At 53.4% G+C, this 19705-nt stretch carries 21 protein-coding genes; 11 read left to right on the top strand and 10 right to left on the bottom strand.

Translation table 11 applies throughout. The features are described 5' to 3' along the window. Positions 1-7: 7 nt before the first annotated feature. Positions 8-244, bottom strand: a complete 237-nt coding sequence (gene rpmB, locus HMPREF3140_RS16045) for a 50S ribosomal protein L28 (RefSeq protein WP_000091955.1) — start codon at positions 242-244, stop codon at positions 8-10. Between the two features lie 216 nt (positions 245-460). Further along, on the bottom strand, positions 461-1126 hold the full coding sequence (radC, locus tag HMPREF3140_RS16040; protein ID WP_002922589.1) for a RadC family protein: 666 nt from the start codon (positions 1124-1126) through the stop codon (positions 461-463). Positions 1127-1298: 172 nt separating this feature from the next. Between radC and coaBC the strand changes: the two genes are divergently transcribed. The 4 genes from coaBC (at position 1299) to HMPREF3140_RS16020 (ending at position 4862) form a co-directional block, all read left to right on the top strand. Beyond that, the gene (gene coaBC, locus HMPREF3140_RS16035) at positions 1299-2513 is read left to right on the top strand and encodes a bifunctional phosphopantothenoylcysteine decarboxylase/phosphopantothenate--cysteine ligase CoaBC (RefSeq protein WP_004188117.1); all 1215 of its coding nucleotides are present in this window, start codon (positions 1299-1301) and stop codon (positions 2511-2513) included. Beyond that, positions 2491-2949, top strand: coding sequence for a dUTP diphosphatase (gene dut / locus HMPREF3140_RS16030; RefSeq protein WP_021463354.1), 459 nt, complete (start codon positions 2491-2493; stop codon positions 2947-2949). Before coaBC ends, dut begins: the two co-directional genes overlap by 23 nt. A 124-nt stretch (positions 2950-3073) precedes the next feature. Then, positions 3074-3670 (top strand): nucleoid occlusion factor SlmA, encoded by a 597-nt coding sequence (gene slmA / locus HMPREF3140_RS16025; protein WP_002922598.1) that lies wholly within the window; start codon positions 3074-3076, stop codon positions 3668-3670. Between the two features lie 175 nt (positions 3671-3845). Beyond that, positions 3846-4862: an SMP-30/gluconolactonase/LRE family protein gene (locus HMPREF3140_RS16020; RefSeq protein WP_077253739.1), complete on the top strand. Its 1017-nt coding sequence runs from the start codon at positions 3846-3848 to the stop codon at positions 4860-4862. A 35-nt stretch (positions 4863-4897) separates the two neighbouring features. Here the strand turns inward: HMPREF3140_RS16020 and pyrE are convergent, their stop codons facing one another. The 5 genes from pyrE to HMPREF3140_RS15995 form a co-directional block, all read right to left on the bottom strand. Then, positions 4898-5539, bottom strand: a complete 642-nt coding sequence (gene pyrE, locus HMPREF3140_RS16015) for an orotate phosphoribosyltransferase (RefSeq protein WP_002922600.1) — start codon at positions 5537-5539, stop codon at positions 4898-4900. A 110-nt stretch (positions 5540-5649) separates the two neighbouring features. Beyond that, positions 5650-6366 (bottom strand): ribonuclease PH, encoded by a 717-nt coding sequence (rph, locus tag HMPREF3140_RS16010; protein ID WP_002922602.1) that lies wholly within the window; start codon positions 6364-6366, stop codon positions 5650-5652. 96 nt (positions 6367-6462) lie between these two features. Beyond that, positions 6463-7602, bottom strand: a complete 1140-nt coding sequence (locus HMPREF3140_RS16005) for an ABC transporter permease (RefSeq protein ID WP_002922603.1) — start codon at positions 7600-7602, stop codon at positions 6463-6465. Then, positions 7589-8506: an ABC transporter ATP-binding protein gene (locus HMPREF3140_RS16000; RefSeq protein ID WP_004173902.1), complete on the bottom strand. Its 918-nt coding sequence runs from the start codon at positions 8504-8506 to the stop codon at positions 7589-7591. Before HMPREF3140_RS16000 ends, HMPREF3140_RS16005 begins: the two co-directional genes overlap by 14 nt. Next, positions 8499-9425, bottom strand: a complete 927-nt coding sequence (locus HMPREF3140_RS15995; protein WP_278184983.1) for an HlyD family secretion protein — start codon at positions 9423-9425, stop codon at positions 8499-8501. Before HMPREF3140_RS15995 ends, HMPREF3140_RS16000 begins: the two co-directional genes overlap by 8 nt. Here HMPREF3140_RS15995 and HMPREF3140_RS28845 point away from each other — a divergent pair. Continuing rightward, positions 9385-9516 carry a hypothetical protein gene (locus HMPREF3140_RS28845; protein WP_004216995.1) on the top strand — a complete coding sequence of 44 codons (132 nt, stop codon included), beginning with the start codon at positions 9385-9387 and terminating at the stop codon, positions 9514-9516. The genes HMPREF3140_RS15995 and HMPREF3140_RS28845 overlap by 41 nt on opposite strands. Before the next feature lie 37 nt (positions 9517-9553). Here the strand turns inward: HMPREF3140_RS28845 and HMPREF3140_RS15990 are convergent, their stop codons facing one another. Beyond that, positions 9554-11254, bottom strand: coding sequence for a lysophospholipid acyltransferase family protein (locus HMPREF3140_RS15990; RefSeq protein ID WP_032412592.1), 1701 nt, complete (start codon positions 11252-11254; stop codon positions 9554-9556). Between the two features lie 499 nt (positions 11255-11753). Between HMPREF3140_RS15990 and HMPREF3140_RS15980 the strand changes: the two genes are divergently transcribed. From HMPREF3140_RS15980 to HMPREF3140_RS15965, 3 genes are all read left to right on the top strand, one after another. Further along, the gene (locus HMPREF3140_RS15980; RefSeq protein ID WP_002922636.1) at positions 11754-12617 is read left to right on the top strand and encodes a YicC/YloC family endoribonuclease; all 864 of its coding nucleotides are present in this window, start codon (positions 11754-11756) and stop codon (positions 12615-12617) included. Positions 12618-12799: 182 nt separating this feature from the next. Further along, positions 12800-13546, top strand: coding sequence for an isocitrate lyase/PEP mutase family protein (locus tag HMPREF3140_RS15970; protein WP_032412595.1), 747 nt, complete (start codon positions 12800-12802; stop codon positions 13544-13546). 2 nt (positions 13547-13548) lie between these two features. Then, the gene (locus HMPREF3140_RS15965; RefSeq protein ID WP_004151500.1) at positions 13549-14607 is read left to right on the top strand and encodes a bifunctional transcriptional activator/DNA repair enzyme AdaA; all 1059 of its coding nucleotides are present in this window, start codon (positions 13549-13551) and stop codon (positions 14605-14607) included. 55 nt (positions 14608-14662) lie between these two features. Here HMPREF3140_RS15965 and HMPREF3140_RS15960 read toward each other — a convergent pair whose 3' ends face one another. After that, the gene (locus tag HMPREF3140_RS15960; protein ID WP_021440899.1) at positions 14663-15913 is read right to left on the bottom strand and encodes a chloride channel protein; all 1251 of its coding nucleotides are present in this window, start codon (positions 15911-15913) and stop codon (positions 14663-14665) included. Positions 15914-16188: 275 nt separating this feature from the next. On the opposite strand from HMPREF3140_RS15960, the gene HMPREF3140_RS15955 reads away from it, so the two are divergent. Then, positions 16189-16806: a trimeric intracellular cation channel family protein gene (locus HMPREF3140_RS15955; RefSeq protein WP_002922654.1), complete on the top strand. Its 618-nt coding sequence runs from the start codon at positions 16189-16191 to the stop codon at positions 16804-16806. A 5-nt stretch (positions 16807-16811) separates the two neighbouring features. Here the strand turns inward: HMPREF3140_RS15955 and ligB are convergent, their stop codons facing one another. After that, positions 16812-18488, bottom strand: coding sequence for an NAD-dependent DNA ligase LigB (gene ligB, locus HMPREF3140_RS15950; protein WP_032412598.1), 1677 nt, complete (start codon positions 18486-18488; stop codon positions 16812-16814). 258 nt (positions 18489-18746) lie between these two features. Between ligB and gmk the strand changes: the two genes are divergently transcribed. Further along, entirely contained in the window at positions 18747-19370 is a 624-nt protein-coding gene (gene gmk, locus HMPREF3140_RS15945) for a guanylate kinase (protein ID WP_002922664.1), read from the top strand. Between the two features lie 54 nt (positions 19371-19424). Next, complete coding sequence (gene rpoZ, locus HMPREF3140_RS15940; protein WP_000135058.1) at positions 19425-19700, top strand: DNA-directed RNA polymerase subunit omega; 276 nt, start codon at positions 19425-19427, stop codon at positions 19698-19700. Positions 19701-19705 lie beyond the last annotated feature (5 nt).

Below are 19705 nucleotides of genomic sequence, written 5' to 3'. Positions count from 1 at the left end.
TAAGTACTTAGTACTTTTCGCCACGGGCACGCAGTTCAGCCAGAACTGTATCGATGCCTTTCTTATCGATTACACGCATACCTTTAGCAGATACGCGCAGGGTGACAAAACGCTTCTCGCTCTCAACCCAGAAACGGTGAGAGTGCAGGTTCGGCAGGAAACGGCGTTTAGTCGCGTTCAGTGCGTGGGAACGGTTGTTACCGGTCACCGGACGCTTGCCAGTAACTTGGCAGACTCGGGACATGTCTATTCTCCAAAAATCAAATTAGCTCGAGCTTCGTATGGGGTATTGGCGCCTCGTCAGGCTTTACAGCCTGGTCATCGCAGTTCAATGTGAACTCTCGACTGCCAGGCCCAAATGCCAAACCCGAGATTCTCAAAGGTGGCGTAGTATACGCTGACTCGGCGATGTGCTCAAGTCCCGAACAGACAAAGATCCCGAAGGATCGCCAGTTCGGGGCTAAATCCAGCCACGTTCGGCAAAAGATACATACGCACCGCGGCCGATAACCAGATGATCAAGCACGCGTATCTCCATGAATCTACAACATTTTATCACCCTTTCGGTAATCAGTCTGTCGGCCTGACTTGGCTCCGGGCTACCGGAGGGATGATTATGCGCAAGGATCACGGCGGCGGCGTTCACTTTGATGGCTTCGCGTACAATTTCTCGCGGATGCACCTCAACGTGGCTAAGAGTACCAGAAAAAAGACGACTATGTTTCAACACCCGGTTCTGATTATCTAAAAAGATCACCATAAAGATCTCGCGCTCCTCTTCCGTCAGCTGGCTTTGTAAAAACTCGCGCGTCATCGAGGGCGTGACCAGCGCGGCCTCCTCGACCAGCTGCGAGCTAAAATAGCGTCGCGCCAGCTCGGCAATGCCCTTCAGTTGGGCATATTTCGCCAGCCCCAGTCCGTCTACAGCAATCAGTTGCGCTTTATCAGCGGAAAGCAGAGCGTAGAGTGAGCCAAAACGCTGCAGTAACGCCTGGGCATAGCTGAGCACATCCTGACGACGCGTGCCGACGCGCAGAAACAGCGCCAGCAGCTCAACATCCGTTAGCGTTTCGATGCCGTATTGCAGCATCTTCTCCCGTGGCATCAGATTTTCCATTCCGTCCATGCGCCCTCCTGGATGAATCAGCCTATCCTGGCACAGCCTGACGGCGCTGCCGACCCGCCGATTTTCACCCTGCGTAGCCGCTCGCAAAGTGAATGCCCGGCAGAGGCACGACGGCGGCAGGATTGTGATAAGATGCGCGGATTCTGGTCTACGGCAACAGGAAGACATCATGATGACTCTGGCGGGTAAAAAAATCGTCCTGGGCGTCAGCGGCGGCATCGCGGCGTATAAAACCCCGGAACTGGTGCGCCGGCTGCGTGAACGCGGCGCGGAAGTGCGTGTCGCGATGACGGAGGCGGCAAAAGCGTTCATCACCCCACTCAGCCTGCAGGCGGTATCCGGCTATCCGGTTTCCGACAGCCTGCTCGATCCGGCGGCGGAAGCGGCAATGGGCCATATTGAGCTCGGTAAATGGGCCGACCTGGTGATCCTCGCCCCAGCGACCGCCGATTTAATCGCTCGCGTGGCGGCCGGCATGGCCAACGATCTGGTGTCGACGATCTGTCTTGCCACTCCATCCCCGGTTGCCGTGGTGCCCGCCATGAACCAGCAGATGTATCGCGCGCAGGCCACCCAGCATAATCTGCAGACGCTCGCTACTCGCGGGCTGCTGCTATGGGGACCAGACAGCGGTAGCCAGGCCTGCGGCGACGTCGGCCCGGGGAGAATGCTCGATCCGCTAACTATCGTAGACATGGCCGCGCAGCATTTCGCCTCCCCTGTCAAAGATTTGCAACATCTCAACCTCATGATTACCGCGGGCCCGACCCGTGAGCCATTGGATCCGGTGCGTTATATCACCAACCACAGCTCTGGCAAGATGGGCTTCGCGATTGCCGCCGCCGCAGCGCAGCGGGGCGCGAATGTGACCTTGATCAGCGGGCCGGTATCGCTACCGACCCCGCCGTTTGTGCAGCGCATTGATGTCACTACCGCGCTGGAGATGGAAGCGGCCGTCCAGGCTGGCGCCCAGCAGCAGCACATTTTTATTGGCTGCGCCGCGGTAGCGGATTACCGCGCCGCCGTCATCGCCGAAGATAAAATAAAAAAACAAGGTGATGAATTAACAATAAAAATGGTTAAAAACCCGGATATCGTGGCCGGGGTCGCGGCGCTAAAATCACATCGCCCCTACGTCGTTGGGTTTGCCGCCGAAACGAATAATGTGGAAGAATATGCGCGGCAAAAACGTGCCCGCAAGAACCTCGACCTGATTTGCGCCAACGATGTTTCCCAGCCTAATCAGGGCTTTAACAGCGACAGCAACGCACTACACCTTTTTTGGCAGGATGGGGAAAAGCGCTTACCACTTGAGCGCAAGGAACTCCTGGGCCAATTATTACTCGACGAGATCGTGACCCGTTATGATGAAAAAAATCGACGTTAAGATTCTGGACCCGCGTGTCGGCCAGCAATTTCCGCTGCCGACCTATGCCACCTCCGGCTCCGCCGGACTTGACCTGCGAGCCTGTCTCGACGACGCCGTAGAGCTGGCGCCGGGCGCAACCACGCTGTTGCCGACCGGCCTTGCGATTCATATCGCCGATCCCTCTCTGGCGGCGGTGATTCTGCCGCGCTCCGGCCTGGGTCATAAGCATGGCGTAGTCCTGGGCAACCTGGTGGGCCTTATCGACTCCGATTACCAGGGGCAGCTGATGGTGTCCGTCTGGAACCGCGGTCAGCAGAGCTTTATTATCGAGCCGGGCGAACGTATCGCACAGATGGTCTTTGTGCCGGTCGTTCTGGCGGAATTTAACCTGGTGGAATCCTTCGATGCCACCGACCGCGGCGAAGGCGGCTTCGGTCACTCAGGGCGTAAATAAGCCCAGCAACACGGAATCTGCATCCCAACGCGCATAACGCAATAACATTACCGCAAGCCCTGGTTTGCGGTCGCGTTGTGGATGTCTGCCTGACAAGTGCTTATTTTCAGGGGTATTTTAAAACATGGCAGAAAAGCAAACTGCGAAACGGAATCGTCGCGAAGAAATACTTCAATCTCTGGCGCTGATGCTGGAATCCAGCGATGGTAGTCAGCGTATTACCACCGCGAAACTGGCGGCTTCCGTCGGCGTCTCTGAAGCCGCGCTGTATCGCCATTTTCCCAGCAAAACCCGCATGTTTGACAGCCTGATCGAGTTCATTGAGGACAGTCTGATTACGCGCATCAATTTGATTTTGAAAGATGAAAAGGACACCACCGCGCGCCTGCGCCTGATCGTTCTGTTGATTCTTGGCTTTGGCGAGCGTAATCCTGGGCTGACGCGTATCCTCACCGGGCACGCGCTGATGTTCGAACAGGACCGGCTTCAGGGTCGCATCAACCAGCTTTTTGAGCGCATCGAAGCGCAGCTACGCCAGGTGATGCGCGAGAAAAAAATGCGCGAAGGCGAAGGCTACACCCTCGACGAAACCCTGCTGGCCAGCCAGCTGCTGGCTTTCTGCGAGGGCATGCTGTCGCGCTTTGTGCGCAGCGAGTTCAAATATCGTCCGACGGATGATTTCGACGCCCGCTGGCCGCTGGTTGCCGCACAGCTGCAGTAAATCCTCACATGCAGCCGCCAGGCTGCATGATTCTCCTCGCAATCTGCGTAAGTTTGTCGCAAATCCCAGGGCCATTGGTTGAATTGCCCAATGCGCGTTTCCGCTTTCCTTTCCTACTATCCAGCTTGCTGAACATTTCACCCTCCCCCAACACCACCCGACAAGGAGAGATTTGATGGCGACGTCACGGCGGGATTTACTGAAGATAGGCGGGTTGGCAACCGCATCGCTACTGGTCAGTCAAAAAAGCTTCGCAGCATGGGCCCCCTCTGAACGCTATCCGGACCCACGCATCGTGGCCGTCGATGATAGCTTTCGTCGCTATATGCTTGCCAGCGCAAAGGTCGAACGCATCGCCAGCGGCTTCCGCTGGGCGGAAGGCCCGGTCTGGTTCGGCGACATGCGAATGCTGCTGTGGAGCGACATTCCGAATAACACCATCATGCGCTGGGATGAAGTCAGCGGAGAAACCAGCATCTTTCGCTACCCGGCCAATTATAGCAATGGTCACGCCCGCGACAGACAGGGGCGCTTAATCAGTTGCGAGCACGACACCCGCCGCATTACGCGTACCGAATACGATGGGTCTGTTACCGTACTGGCCGATAGCTACCAGGGTCATCGCCTCAATTCTCCAAACGATATCGTTGTGAAGTCAGACGGCACCATCTGGTTTACCGATCCGCCATTTGGCATCAGTGGTTTTTACGAAGGCCACAAAGCAACATCAGAATTGCCGCAAAACGTCTATTGTCTGGAGCCGGAAAGCCGCAAACTGAGCGTGGTACTGGGCGACGTAAAAGGGCCAAATGGTTTGTGTTTCTCGCCGGACGAAAAGACCTTATACGTGGTGGAAAGCCGGGCGACACCGAACCGCTTAATTCTGGCGTGGGATGTGGAAGGCAATACGCTGAAAAATAAACGGGTATATCTCGACTGTGGGAACGGTACCGCCGATGGGATCGCCTGCGACGCAGACGGCAATCTGTGGTGCGGATGGGGAAGCGGAAACGAAGAACTCGACGGCGTGCGGATCTTCAACCCTCAGGGTAAGCATATCGGCACCATTAAACTGCCAGAGCGCTGCGCGAACTTGTGCTTTGGCGGCGAACAGCGCAATCGTCTGTTTATGGCGTCCAGCACGTCAATCTATTCGCTGTACGTCAATGCGCAGGGCGCTAAGCTGATATAGCGGAAATCCGGCAGCCGAGGCTGCCGGGCGCATCATCAGACGCCGTAGGCTTCACGATAGGCGCGAACTGACGCCAGGTGTTCCGCCATCTCGGGTTTCTCTTCCAGATAAGTAATCAGCTCTTTCAGAGTGATGATTGAGATAACCTGGCAGCCGTAATCCCGCTCCACTTCCTGAATGGCGGAGATCTCGCCGCGGCCGCGTTCCTGACGATCCAGGGAGATCAGAACGCCCGCCAGCTGCGCGCCCTGGGCCTGGATAATCTCCATGGATTCGCGAATCGCCGTACCGGCGGTGATCACGTCATCCACCAGCATTACCCGGCCCTGCAGCGGGCTACCGACCAGATTGCCGCCTTCGCCATGGGTTTTTGCCTCTTTGCGGTTAAAGCAGTAAGGCAGATCGCGGTCATGATGCTCGGCTAACGCCACCGCGGTGGTGGTGGCGATTGGGATTCCTTTGTAGGCCGGGCCAAACAGCAGGTCAAACTCAATTCCGGAATCCACCAGCGCCTCGGCATAAAAACGGCCCAGCAGAGCCAGATCGCGCCCGGTGTTAAACAGGCCGGCGTTGAAGAAATAGGGGCTCTTGCGCCCGGATTTCAGCGTGAATTCGCCAAACTTAAGAACCTGCTTGCTAAGCGCAAACTCAATAAACTGGCGCTGATACGGCTTCATGGATTCGCTCCTTTGGTACTTTTCATCATTGTCAGACTGCGCGCTCCCCTTCGCAGGTGTGATGAAGGATAAAGCGCAAAAAAAAGGCGACTTCTCAGTCGCCTTAATCATTAATTTTCTAACGCCGCCTTCTGCGTCGTGATAATGGACTCGATCCCCCCTCGGGCTAACGCCAGGAGAGTGAGGAGTTCTTCATGGGTAAACGGCTCACCTTCCGCAGTGCCCTGCACCTCAATAATACGGCCATCTTCGGTCATCACCACGTTCATGTCGGTCTCCGCGGCGGAGTCTTCGATGTACTCCAGATCGCAGATGGCTTCGCCATTTACGATACCGACGGAGACCGCGGCCACCATCCCTTTCATCGGATTGGTTTTCAGCTTGCCGGCGGCGACCAGCTTATTCAGCGCATCGGCCAGCGCCACGCAGGCACCGGTAATGGAGGCAGTGCGGGTGCCGCCGTCGGCCTGCAGTACATCGCAGTCGAGAGTAATCGTGAATTCGCCCAGCGCTTTCAGGTCAACCGCTGCGCGCAGCGCACGGGCAATCAGGCGCTGAATTTCCATCGTCCGGCCGCCCTGCTTGCCTTTTGCCGCTTCACGCGCGTTACGCGTGTGCGTAGAACGCGGCAGCATGCCGTATTCAGCGGTGATCCAGCCCTGGCCCTGGCCTTTCAGGAAACGCGGAACGCCTTCGTCAATAGAGGCAGTGCACAGCACTTTGGTATCACCGAATTCGACCAGCACGGAGCCTTCAGCGTGTTTTGTGTAATTACGGGTCAGGGTGACGGGACGCACCTGATTAGCGCTACGGCCTGCTGGACGCATGATAGAAATCTCCGGCTTGAAACGAATGTGAGGGCGCATTATACGAATTTCATGGCAAAAAGCCTATGCCCACTCCAGCCGGACGCGCCGATAATGTCAGTCCAGCGTTTTACGATAAGATTTCAACCCCACGCCAATGACAATCACCGCCAGGCCTATCAGCGGCAAGAGGTCAGGCAACAATGCCGTTGCTGAATAGCCTTTCAGCATAATGCCCTTAACCAGGCGGATGAAGTAGGTCAGCGGTAAACAGGAGCCAATGGCTTTCGCCCAGTCAGGCATACTAATAAAGGGGCTAATAAAGCCGGACAGCATAATGGAAGGGATAAAGTAAAAAGAGGACATTTGCAGCGCCTGCAGCTGGTTTTGTGCTAAGCCAGAAATACCGATACCAATTGACAGACAAAGAAAGACATAAATTAACAGCACAAAAAATAGTAGGAAGACGCTACCGTGAAGGGGGATATCGAACAACAAAACGGCGGCAATCAGGATTAACGTCGCCTGAAACAGACCAATGATAACAAAAGGCGTTATTTTCCCAATAATGACCTCAAGCCCGGACAACGGAGAGACCAGTAAATTTTCTAACGCCCCGTTTTCTCGCTCGCGGGTAATTGACAGGGCGGTCATCAAGATTAACGTTGTACTGAGTATCGACCCCATAATACCGGGAATAGTATTAAACTGGGTTATCCCCTCAGGGTTAAACATGCGATGAATGATAAGCTCGAAATCATCCTCTTTTTGCACCACACGCATGTCGCCCGGCAAATCGTGCTGAAACATCGACTTCGCCACCTGCACAAGGGCACTGAGCGCATTCCCCGTGGTGATCGGATCGATGGCATCCCCCTGAATTAATAGTTGTGGCTTTTCTCCACGCAGTAACTTGCGCGTAAACCCCTCAGGGATCGTCACGATAAAAGTGACATCCCCCCGCACAAAGGCTTTCTGCGCCGCCTCTTCTGAATCGACAGGAATCATCGAAAAATACCCGGTATTTTGCGCTTCCGTCACAAAGATTTGACTCATGCGTTCGGTATCATAATTTAGTAAGGCGGTCGGAAGATTATGCGGATCCATATTGATGGCATAGCCAAGAATGATCAGCTGAAAAAGAGGTGTCAGGAGCACCATACTGATGCTGACTTTATCACGGCGTAGCTCGTGAATTTCCTTAATAACCACGCCAATCCACCGCGTAACGGAGAAGCTAAAATTAATTTTTTTCACAATTATTTTTCATCAAGTAGGTAAATGCATCTTCCAGATTGGTATCCACCTTACAGAACTCATAACCCTGTTGCGTAAAGGCAAAAAGCGCGGATTTTAACTTCGCTTCATCTCTGGATGTAATATAAAGCTGATTGCCAAAAATGACCGTTTGCTCAATATCCGGCAAGCGCTGTAGCTGGCTTTCAAGCAGCGTCAGACCGGCGCCGCTGGTTCGCATGGTGATCAAATTCTGGGAGGCGATAATCGACGCAATAGTGCCATTCGCCAGCAGCCGACCATAAGAGAGATAGGCAACCTTATGGCAGCGCTCAGCCTCATCCATATAATGCGTGCTCACCAGTATCGAGATCCCCCGGTCAGAAAGCTGGTGCAGCATTTGCCAGAACTCTCGCCGCGCCTTGGGATCCACGCCAGCAGTCGGCTCATCCAGAAATAGCAAAACAGGTTCATGCAACATACAGGCGGCGAGGGCCATTCTTTGCTTCCAGCCCCCAGAAAGCTCCTTAGCCAGCTGGTGCTGTCGGGCAGTGAGGCCTAACTCAGAAAGCGCACGTTCAACCCGATCTCTACGCTGATCGAGGCTATATAACCGCGCAATAAAAAGTAAGTTTTCCCGAATAGTTAAATTTCCCCACATTGAGAAATACTGGGTCATGTAGCCTATCTTTTTTTTTATTTTTTCCCGCTGCGTAAAGATATCCATACCCAGACAAGTACCTTCACCGGAATCCGGCGTAATCAAACCACACATCATTCGAATCGATGTCGTTTTTCCGCTACCGTTCGGACCGAGAAAACCATAGATCTCGCCTTTTGCCACCTGTAAAGAGAAATCCTTTACGACGTGATGCTCGCCAAAATGTTTATTGAGATTTTTTACATCAATACAAAGATTATTCATCGCCAATAATCTCCACATCAAACGGTTGGCCGATTTTCATCCGCCCTGCCTGCTGCAGCGCAGGGATAGCCTCCGCCATAAAAATGAGCTTCTCACGACGTTTCGTACTATAAATAACTGGAGGCGTAAACTCGGCCTCAGGGCTGATATAGTTAATAACGCCAGCAATGGGCTCAGCGCAACCATCGCATATAAGTTTTACCTTAGATCCGATTTTAAATTTACCGAGCTTCGCTTCGGGTATAAAGAAGCGTACTTTTATATTCTCAGGAGGTAACAGACTGATTATTGGTTTACCAGCAGAAGGGCGCTCCCCGGCACGATAAATAATATCGAAGACTTTAGCATTGACCGGAGAAACAATCGTCGTTTGCTGGACATCCCACAGCGCCTTATCCCGTTCGAGTTTTGCCGCGGCCACCATTGAGCGCTGCTTGCTAATCTCATCCTGCCGGGCAGGGAGTTTCCGTGCTTTGAGTTGATTAATTAACTCTTCAACCTGTGCGCCTTTTTGAGTTAATTCATCCCGGATATCCTCCCATTCCGCAAGCGATATGGCATGATTGGCGTAAAGATTACGATATCGCCCAAGCTGCCGCTTTACCTGGGATTCTGCCGATTGTGCTTTTTTAATCTGCGAACGTATAATATCCAGCTCTTCAGGCCGTTCTCCAGATTCCAGATTTCGTAATAGAGCGCTCTCTGCTGATAGTTTTTCCTCAGCGCGCAGGAAAATATTTTGCGCATCGAAGGACTCAATCTTCACTAACTCCTGTCCTGCGGCGACGTTATCTCCTTTATTGATCAAGATCCGTTCTATTTTTTCATTACCAGAATATGAAAGGTATACAAATTCTCCATGTGAATAACCGGATAACATGTTATCTGGTTTGTTATCACACCCGGTGAGTATCAGCACCGATATCAGTATAATAAATACATTTATTGGCTTTCGCATTAAAACGCATCCATACGCATATCATTTCCCTTATCACTACGGTCTGGATTGAGGCACGCTCGCTCCAGGACCGGACAATCATCGTCAGTTTAATCTCTTAAATAATGCTTAACGTAGCTTTCATTCAATTTATCTATAGAGCTCAGATTTAACCCAGCTATCGAATTAAAAGAATCATCTTTTGTGAATGCAAGAATCGACGATCCGCCCGGGGAGAACCATTTAGCACTCTGTTTAAAAGGCCAGGGAAGTTCATAACCTTCTTCTCTCAGCAGGTGATTAAGCATGCTCCAGTCTGCTCTAAAATCTTCGCCACAAAATGGAGTATCATCCTGTACATTTTCGGCAGTGAACAATGCTATCGGCGTACAAAAATCAGCTGTCGAGGAAAAGTATATATTATAGAAACTGATGATGAGTTTCTGTACTTTTTCAGGAAAAGTTCCAGGAATGGTCAGCACACCCAGCAAGTATTTATAGTCCGGATATCTTTTTATAAAGTCAAATATCCCTTGCCATAAATAATCAAGCACCTTACTTTTTTGATAAGGTTTCTGAATAAAGCCGCGGCCAATTTCCACACACTTCTCTAAACAGGAATAGGCATTATCATGGTATTTAAACAAGCTGTTGCTATAGAGGCCTGTTACACCATGTTGGGCCAGCTGCTCGCCAACGGGCATAACACGATATGCTCCCAGGATTTCCACATCAGAAGGATCCCACAAAATGATATGATAATAACTTTCATCAAAAACATCGTTATCTCGGTCGTTACCAGTTCCGGCACCAATATCGCGATAACAGCGTTCGCGTAAGCGCCCTAACTCATCAATAATAGGTGAGGTTCGGTTAGTATTACAGCGATATATCACTAGTTTTCTACCGTCTTCAAACTGCCTTAATATTTCGCACTCCTCTATTGCGCTAATTAGCTCCTTTTTACCTGGTTCTAATTCTTGCGGCGCAATCGTATCTAACAGAGCCGGGCCATTCTTCGCTATACTCTGGAGGTGCGTCAAACATACATTTGCCGCGGCAGAAAGATCTTTATTGTATTCTTTAAACGAGGATAAGGCTATTTGCTGTCCTATATTGATTTTCATGGTCTTGCCATGATGGCGGAGAGCTTCACGAATAACCATCATGTTCGACAGTTGCCGCCAGAATGTTGCAGTAAGATAATAAATCTTACTGTTTGCTCCCGTAATATGAATTGGTACCAATGCTGCATTATTTCTCATAGCAAGCTGTAAAAAACCGGGGTTCCACTTATGCTCCTGTAACCCGGAAAGAGACCAGTTAGCTAGCTTACCCGCAGGACATATAATCAATACGCCTCCTTTTCGCAGGTGATCGTTCATCTCGCGGAATTTTTTATGGCTCATCTTACCGGCCATATTCTCAATTCCAATGGTAAGTTCCGATACCTGGGGGAATATAATTGGCAAAACGTGATTAGCTATTATTTTTATATCACTCCTGACTCGGGAGACCGTATGTATTAAGCTAAGTCCATCGATAACCGTCGGATGATTTGAAATAACAACCGTAGCCCCATGCTCAGGTATGTTGTTAAGTTGGTGGTGTTCGCTTTCACATTTCAACTCAAGGAGTTCAACAACTGCATTAACCCACTCGACCCCATTTTTATTAACGAGTCGCTCGTTATATATTAAGCGAGAAAATACCTTATTGCCAAATGCCGTCCTGAACAGCCATTTTTTCCAAAAAGGTATGGTTGTATTTGGAAAAAATTCCCTTACGACTCTGTCAAAGATAGCGTCCATATTAAAATCCTTTTTATAGAACTCATCTTAAACGACTATACTAGCGTTCTTTCAGTCGGACAATACCGCATAAAACTTAAAAAGGCCAAAACAAAACAATTAGATATAATTAATACAACAGTATTCTCACCATAAATACAATCACCAAAGTTTTAATAAATTTATAGTAATCAATGCAAAAAAAACATACCTAATGCTTAAAGGTAATACCCTATCTCATTTCTGGTGGTTATACTTCCTAAAACTCACAGAATAGCTTTTCTGGCGGTATATGAATTTATACAAAGGCATCCGAATTCCATGCCCGCATCTAATATCAGAAAATATTAACTACGGATTCCCATAATATATAACCCCACCTACAGCCCCTGGCGAAAATAACTTTGCGGCGATATCCCTTAAAACAATCGTCCTTGAAGTATTTCATCACTATTCCTGTTAAGTCACCGCCCGCACGGCTATAATCCTTGCATTCATTATTACGAAAACAGGAACGCCTATGATCCGCAGTATGACCGCCTATGCCCGCCGTGAAATCAAGGGTGACTGGGGTAGCGCCGCATGGGAGCTGCGCTCGGTAAACCAGCGCTATCTGGAAACGTACTTCCGCCTGCCGGAGCAGTTCCGTAGTCTGGAGCCCGTGGTACGCGAGCGCATTCGCGCCCGCCTGACTCGCGGTAAAGTCGAATGCACCTTGCGTTTTGAACAAGATCCCAGCGCTCAGGGTGAACTCATCCTCAACGAAAAGCTGGCTAAACAGCTGGTAAACGCTGCCAACTGGGTGAAAATGCAGAGCGATGAAGGGGAAATCAACCCGGTTGATATCCTGCGCTGGCCGGGCGTGATGGCCGCCAAAGAGCAGGATCTCGACGCCATCGCCGCCGACATTCTGGCCGCTCTTGACGGCGCGCTGGACGACTTCATCGTCGCCCGCGAAACGGAAGGCCAGGCCCTGAAAGCGCTTATCGAGCAGCGGCTTGAAGGCGTGAGCGGCGAAGTGGCGAAAGTTCGCGCTCATATGCCGGAAATTCTCCAGTGGCAGCGCGAGCGCCTGGTCGCCAAGCTGGAAGATGCGGAAGTACAGCTGGAAAATAACCGCCTTGAGCAAGAGCTGGTGCTGATGGCGCAGCGTATCGACGTTGCCGAAGAACTGGACCGTCTCGAAGCGCACGTTAAAGAGACCTATAACATTCTGAAGAAGAAAGAAGCTGTGGGTCGCCGTCTCGACTTTATGATGCAGGAGTTCAACCGTGAATCGAACACCCTGGCGTCAAAATCGATTAACGCCGAGGTGACCAACTCCGCGATTGAGCTGAAGGTACTCATCGAGCAAATGCGCGAGCAAATCCAGAATATCGAGTAACGCTTTCTCGTTTGTTAATGTATTTCGGTATCTAGGGCCATGATAAATCATGGCCTTTTTATTTATCTCTCTCACGGGCGAATGATAAGAATCTACTTATAAAAAATAGTCGTCCAGTTTTCGGTTGTGGCAAATAAGCACAACGCGGCACAGTCAGGAAAACACTACCGCGAGAGAAAAGAATGGACTTTAATGCACTTCACCAGCAAAACCAACCTTTGTTGCTTGCCAATGTCTGGGATGCCAGCAGCGCTCAGGCTGCTCAGCAGGCTGGTTATCAGGCGCTGGGATCCTCCAGCGCTGCTATCGCCGCAATGTTAGGGTATGAAGATGGCGAAGAGATGAGTTTTGACGAGCTGTTTTATGTCGTCTCACGCATCAAAACCGTTAGCGAACTGCCGTTAAGCGTCGATTTAGAGGCGGGCTACGGCGCGACAACCAGCCACATCATTGACAATATCCGGCGTCTAGCGCATCTCGGCGTGAGTGGAATAAATCTCGAGGATAGTCATGTGGTGGATGGTACGCGTCGTCTTGACGATGCGGAGCGCTTTGCCGTCAAACTGCAGGAAATAACCCGCGCCTGTTCCGGTCTGTTTGTTAATGTCCGCACCGATACCTTTCTTCTCAACGTACAAGATGCGCTGGTTCAGACGCTCTATCGCGGTCAACTCTACGCCAAACACGGCGCATGCGGTTTTTTTGTGCCTTGCGTCACCCGCGCGGAGGATATTATCGCCATCGTTCACCACGTGCCTTTACCCTTAAACGTAATGTGTATGCCTGAGCTGGCTGACTTCAGCACCTTATCGACACTGGGCGTAAAACGAATTTCGATGGGCAATTTTATTTATGCTGCGACGCAGGCCAGACTGAAAGACTTATTATGTCAGGTGCAAACCCAACACTCTTTCTCAGGTGTTTTTTGACCATGAAAATTACCGACAGCATGCAGTGCGATATCTGGTATCAGGCGCTGCTTGAACGCGCGGTGGAATTCACCGGCGTTTTTTTCGTCGGCGTGAAAACTACCGGCGTATTTTGTATCTCGGTCTGTCGGGCGCGAAAACCCCGGCGGGAAAACGTCGAATTTTATAATGACTTTAAATCCGCGCTGGATGCCGGCTTCCGGCCATGCAAAGTCTGTCGCCCGACGGAGAATGCCCGGACGGCCCCCGCCTTTGTTGAACAAGCGCTCCGCCTGCTGCGAGAAGCTCCAAAGGTCCGCCTCAGCGATAGCGAGCTACGTCAGCACGATATTAGCCCGGAACGCGTTCGCCGCTGGTTCCTGCAAAACCACGGGATCACCTTTCAGGCTTTTCAACGGATGCAGCGTTTGAATATGGCGCTTCAGGAATTAAAAGCAGGCCGCTCAACTACCGATGTCGCTTTCGATAGCGGTTACGAGTCCTTAAGCGGCTTCGGCTATACCTGCAAAAAATTGACCGGTTTCGCACCCAGCGCACAACGCCAGGTTGTTTTAATTCATCGTTTTACCACCCCGTTAGGGCCAATGTTTGTTTGTGCAACGCAACGGGGAATTTGTCTGCTGGAGTTTGTCGACAGACGAGCGCTGGAGTCAGAATTCAGCGACCTGCAGCGGCGGTTCAACGCCAGCATCATCGCAGGTGAAAATGCCCACACCAGGCAGGCGCAACAGGAAATAACGGAGTATTTCGCCGGACAGCGTCAATCGTTCGAGGTGGCGCTTGATACCCCAGGCAGCGAGTTCCAGCGAGCGGTCTGGCGCCGTTTACAGCACGTTAGCTTCGGTGAGACGACGCATTATCAATCGATTGCGATGGAGATAGGTAAACCAACGGCCACGCGCGCGGTGGCTGCTGCAAACGGCGCTAACCGCGTCGCGATTATCATCCCGTGCCATCGAATTATCGGCAAAGATGGTTCGATGACCGGTTACGGCGGCGGCATTGCACGAAAAATATGGCTTATTAACCATGAGGCAACCATCAGGGAAAAACGCGGCTGATTTTACTTTCAGGATCAACGGGCCCCTCCCTGACTTTCACCGCGGCTCGGTAAGCCTATTTTTTATCCAGCGCCCGGCAGGTTAAAAACGCCCCTGCCGCGCACAGCAGCGCCGGAGCCAGATAGCTGTGATCCATGTGGGTAAACTCCATCACCAGCGCCACCGCGGTCAGCGGCATCTGCATGGAGGCGGCGAGAAACGCGGCCGCCCCCACCACAGCGAAGCTGCTTTTATCACCGCCAGGGAAGCCGAGCTGCCAGAGCGCGCAGAGCAGCAGGCTGACCAATCCGCCCACCGCCAGCCCTGGGGTTAACAATCCACCCTCCGCGCCGCCGCGCAGCACCGCCAGAATCACCACCATCTTCAATACTAACAGGACAGCGACCATGGAGAGAGGCAGCCCGTCGCTGAGCGCCAACTGCATTGGACCCTTGCCATTGCCCGGAAGCTCGGGGAAATAAAGACTCAGGATGGCAAGAAGAGAAAACCCCAGCAGACAGAACACCGGCATCTGCCAGTTACTTCGCGCGCGTGAACGCGCCGCGCTGGTCGCTTTGCGAAAGAGCCAGGCGCCGGTGCCAAGAATCGGGCCCGCCAGAATCGCCCACCAGAGAAAGGAATGCGGAAGCGCGCTGGAAACAAAATGGTATTGCGATTCATCCCCTAACCCCAGGGTGGCCGTCCAGGCGGCAATCGCCGAGGTCATTATCGCCGCCAGCGTTTTTTCCCAGCTAAACGACAGCAGCATGACCTCAAGGCTGAACAACGCCCCGGCCAGCGGGACGTTATAGACCGCCGCCAGACCCGCGCCCGCCCCACAGGCAATCAGCGTGCGGGTTTCATCTTCCAGCAGGCGCAGCTTACGCGCCACCATCCCCGCCCCCAGCGCGCCCATTTCCCGGGGCGCCACTTCGCGGCCAAGCGGGGAGCCCAGCGCTACGGTGACGATCTGCAGCAGCGCGTGGATCGTCGTGGTGCCCGCGGGCATGGGTGCGCAGGGGTTGGCCACCGCCGCCGCAATGGAAACCCGCCTCTGCCCATAGCGACCAAGCAGCCACCAGCCAAATCCGGCGACGGCGCCGCCGGCCACGATTGCCACGATGCGGCGTGGCCAGGACGACTCCGTGACGCCCTGTAAAAATGACACCGAACCGACGATCTGCCCGTAACTGTAACCAAAAGCCAGGTGCTGAATCGCGTGTAAAATTAGTGCCAAAACCATGCCGGACAGACCGGCCAGAATCCCGGTTAATACCACGGCTATCAGGCGGATCAGATGATTTTTATTCCCGGCGGCGACGCTCATTTTCTCAGGCCTTGAAAAGGAAAAATAAAAGAATAAAGGACGAGACTTAAACATTGCGTAATCATAGTGTTTTCGATAGTGATACCCATCGCTTCACTTAGCATTACTTTTTCTAATCAATAAAAATCCCTAAAAAATCAATAAACCTTTAAATCAAGCCATCACAGATACTATTTCCATTAATTTTTCCTGGCGTAAATGATTCGCTTTAGAAAATCTCAATCGTGATCCTGCGCACAAATCGTTAACCTGCCCGCCATTACCTGGGGGGATCTATGCTGCTTCATGTTCTGTATTTAATCGGTATCACCGCGGAAGCCATGACCGGCGCACTGGCTGCCGGGCGCCGGCGGATGGATACGTTTGGCGTCATCATTATCGCCACTGCGACCGCGCTGGGCGGGGGTTCCGTTCGCGATATCCTGCTGGGGCACTATCCTCTTGGTTGGGTGAAGCATCCCGAATATGTCATCATTGTCGCCGTCGCCGCCGTCCTCACGACCATTGCCGCTCCGGTGATGCCGCACCTTCGTCGGCTGTTTCTGGTGCTGGACGCGCTGGGGCTGATCGTGTTTTCCATCATCGGCGCGCAGATCGCCCTGGACATGGGCGAAGGCCCGGTTATCGCCTCTATTGCCGCCGTGATCACCGGTGTCTTCGGCGGCGTACTGCGCGATATGTTCTGCAAACGCATTCCGCTGGTCTTCCAGAAAGAGCTGTATGCCGGGATCTCCTTTGCCGCAGCCGTACTCTATATTGCTCTGCAACATTACGTCAGCAGCCACGATGTGGTGGTGCTGGCTACACTGCTGTTCGGCTTTACCGCCCGCATGCTGGCGCTACGCTGGAAACTGGGGCTACCGGTCTTCCACTACACCCATGACGCCCACTAACCGCCTTAAAATCCCGGGATGCGCTGCCCGCTAAGCCATTGCGCCAGCTCCACCACGTCCGGATGGTGCAGGAAAGCCACCAGCTGGCGGGCTCTGATCTCCCCCACGCCCGGCAGCGTGCGCCATTGCGCTTCACTTTTTGCCGCCAGCAGATGCCAGTTCTCGCTTTCGAGCTGCGCCAGCGCCCCCTGCGGCACCGGGATCCCCATCGCCAGCACCCAGCGGATAAAAGGTCGTTTGCGAACAAGATCAAACTGATGCCAGAGGTGCTGCCCGCGGGCGGCGGAAATCCCTGGCACCGCCTGCAGCTGCTCAACGGTAAGCGCCAGCCAGGAAAAGATATGCGTCATCGGGTTTTGCTGCTGAATGACGCGCCATAAATTTTCCCCCACGCCATCGACATTCAGGGCGGACTTTGATGACAACCAGATCAGCCTGGAAAGAAACTGTTCGCTGCACTCAGGGGTGGCGAAATAGCAGGTTAGCGCATTAAATTTCGCCGGCGGCGGCGTCGGTTTATGGCGCTCGGCCGTCCGCCAGACGACGGCGTCGACCCGAGGAATACCCTGCCCTGCCAGACTGATCTGCAGCTGATCGCCAACCCCAATATCCAGCATCTGCCAGCGGGACACAGAGCCAACGTTAACCCGCTGCACGCGTTTATCATCCAGCCGCTGGGGCTCAAGCTCGGCCACCACGTTGAGTCTGCCGCTGCGGCCGATACTGAAACGGATCGCCCGTACCTGCATCACCCGCGATGCCGGAGGATATTTCCAGGCAGCCAGCCACTCGCCCTTTCCGGGCGACCAGACTCGCCCCGGCGGCTCGCGTCCTTCGCGCACAATCACACCGTCGCTGACGAAGGGCAGCGGCGAGCGATACCAGCGCTGGCGCCACTGCGCCACCTGCTCGATGCGCGACACCGGATGGGTATATTGTCCGCTGTACTTAAACCCCGCCTGCGCCAGCAGCTTCTGACGACGGCGCATATCCGACGGGCCGTCTGGCCAGGCCCAGATAAAGACGTCCAGTTGGCTGAGCGCCGCCGCCGCGTCGGCTCGCATCATCAACCCGGCGACTTTCGCCCGCGCATTCATCCCCCCGGCCTGCTGCTGGACATGGCCGTCCCGGCGTAGAAACAGTTCCCCCTGCAGTACGCTGTCGGCCAGTTCACCGGTCATCACTTTCTCCAGCGCCGGGATCTGCCGCGCTCGGGCGGTCCATGCCTCACCGCGTAAACCATCGCCGCGGCTAATGGCCTGAACCAGACGCCCCTGGCGATAAACGAGAGTCACCGCCACGCCGTCCACTTTAGGCTGTATCCACAGGTCGGATTTATTTTTCATCCAGCGGGCAACGCTGTCCTCATCCGCCAGCTTGCGCACGCCGGTATGGGCCACCGGATGACGCGCATCGCCGGTGGGCGGAGGCAGATCGTCATCCTCAGGCGTCGCGCCCGGAAAGCATTGTCGCCACTGCGCCAGGCGCAGGGTGAGCTGGTCGTAAACGTCATCGCTCACTCCGCTGGCGCCCTGCCGCCAGTAAGCCTCTTTCCAGGCGACAATTTGCTGATGAAGGCGTGATGTCTCCTGCCTTCCTCTGGCCGGGGGCCAGTCCGGACACGTCGCCAGCGCGCTGGCAGAGAACATCCCTAACGCCAGCCACCACCCTCCTTTACGCATTGCAGTCCCCTCCTCCATCACCTGGCGGAGAGTCTGCTGCAGAATGCCGCGAGCCGCGACGGAAGCTTTTTCGCCTTGCGAAGCGCCTTCCAGGATTTACGCCTCATTGCAGCAACGGCTGGCGAATTCAGGAAAACGGCAGGCAAAATGAAAGAAACAGCGGCAAAAAGTGTGACAATGACTGCGTCACGCCGCGGCGACGTGTATAATAGGCTCGTATGTAGGACCTCTTTCGATAACCACATACAAAAGACACTCATGGCTCAAGGCACGCTTTATATTGTTTCCGCCCCTAGCGGCGCGGGTAAATCCAGCCTGATTCAGGCTTTATTAAAAACCCAACCGTTGTATGACACCCAGGTATCGGTCTCCCATACCACGCGGGCGCCGCGTCCGGGTGAAGTGCACGGCGAACACTATTTCTTCGTGAATCACGACGAATTCCGCTCGATGATTGGCGAAAACGCGTTTCTGGAACATGCAGAGGTCTTTGGCAACTATTACGGCACGTCGCGTAAAGCGATCGAGCAGGTGCTGGCGACCGGCGTCGATGTCTTCCTCGATATCGACTGGCAAGGCGCGCAGCAGATCCGTAAAAGCATGCCCGGCGCGCGCAGTATTTTTATTCTGCCGCCGTCAAAAGATGAACTGGACCGTCGCCTGCGCGGCCGCGGCCAGGACAGCGAAGAGGTGATCGCGAAACGGATGGCCCAGGCCGTTGCGGAAATGAGCCATTACGCGGAATATGATTACCTGATTGTGAACGATGATTTTGACACCGCCCTGAGCGACCTGAAAAATATCATCCGCGCTGAACGTCTGCGCATGAGCCGCCAAAAGCAGCGACATGGCGCTTTAATCACCAAACTATTGGCAGACTGAACCCACATTCAGTATCATGCCCAGTCATTTCTTCACCTGTGGAGCATTTTAAGTATGGCACGCGTAACTGTTCAGGACGCTGTAGAGAAAATTGGTAACCGTTTTGACCTGGTACTGGTCGCCGCGCGTCGCGCTCGTCAGATGCAGGTTGGCGGAAAGGATCCGCTGGTACCGGAAGAAAACGATAAAACCACCGTTATCGCACTGCGCGAAATCGAAGAAGGTCTGATCAACAACCAGATCCTCGACGTACGTGAGCGCCAGGAACAGCAAGAGCAGGAAGCCGCTGAATTACAAGCCGTTACCGCGATTGCTGAAGGTCGTCGTTAATCACA

The sequence above is a fragment of the Klebsiella sp. HMSC16A12 genome (genome assembly GCF_001808265.1).
Lineage (GTDB): Bacteria > Pseudomonadota > Gammaproteobacteria > Enterobacterales > Enterobacteriaceae > Klebsiella > Klebsiella pneumoniae.
Note: the sequence above shows the minus strand (reverse complement) of the source record. Positions and strands in the feature narration are given on the sequence as shown.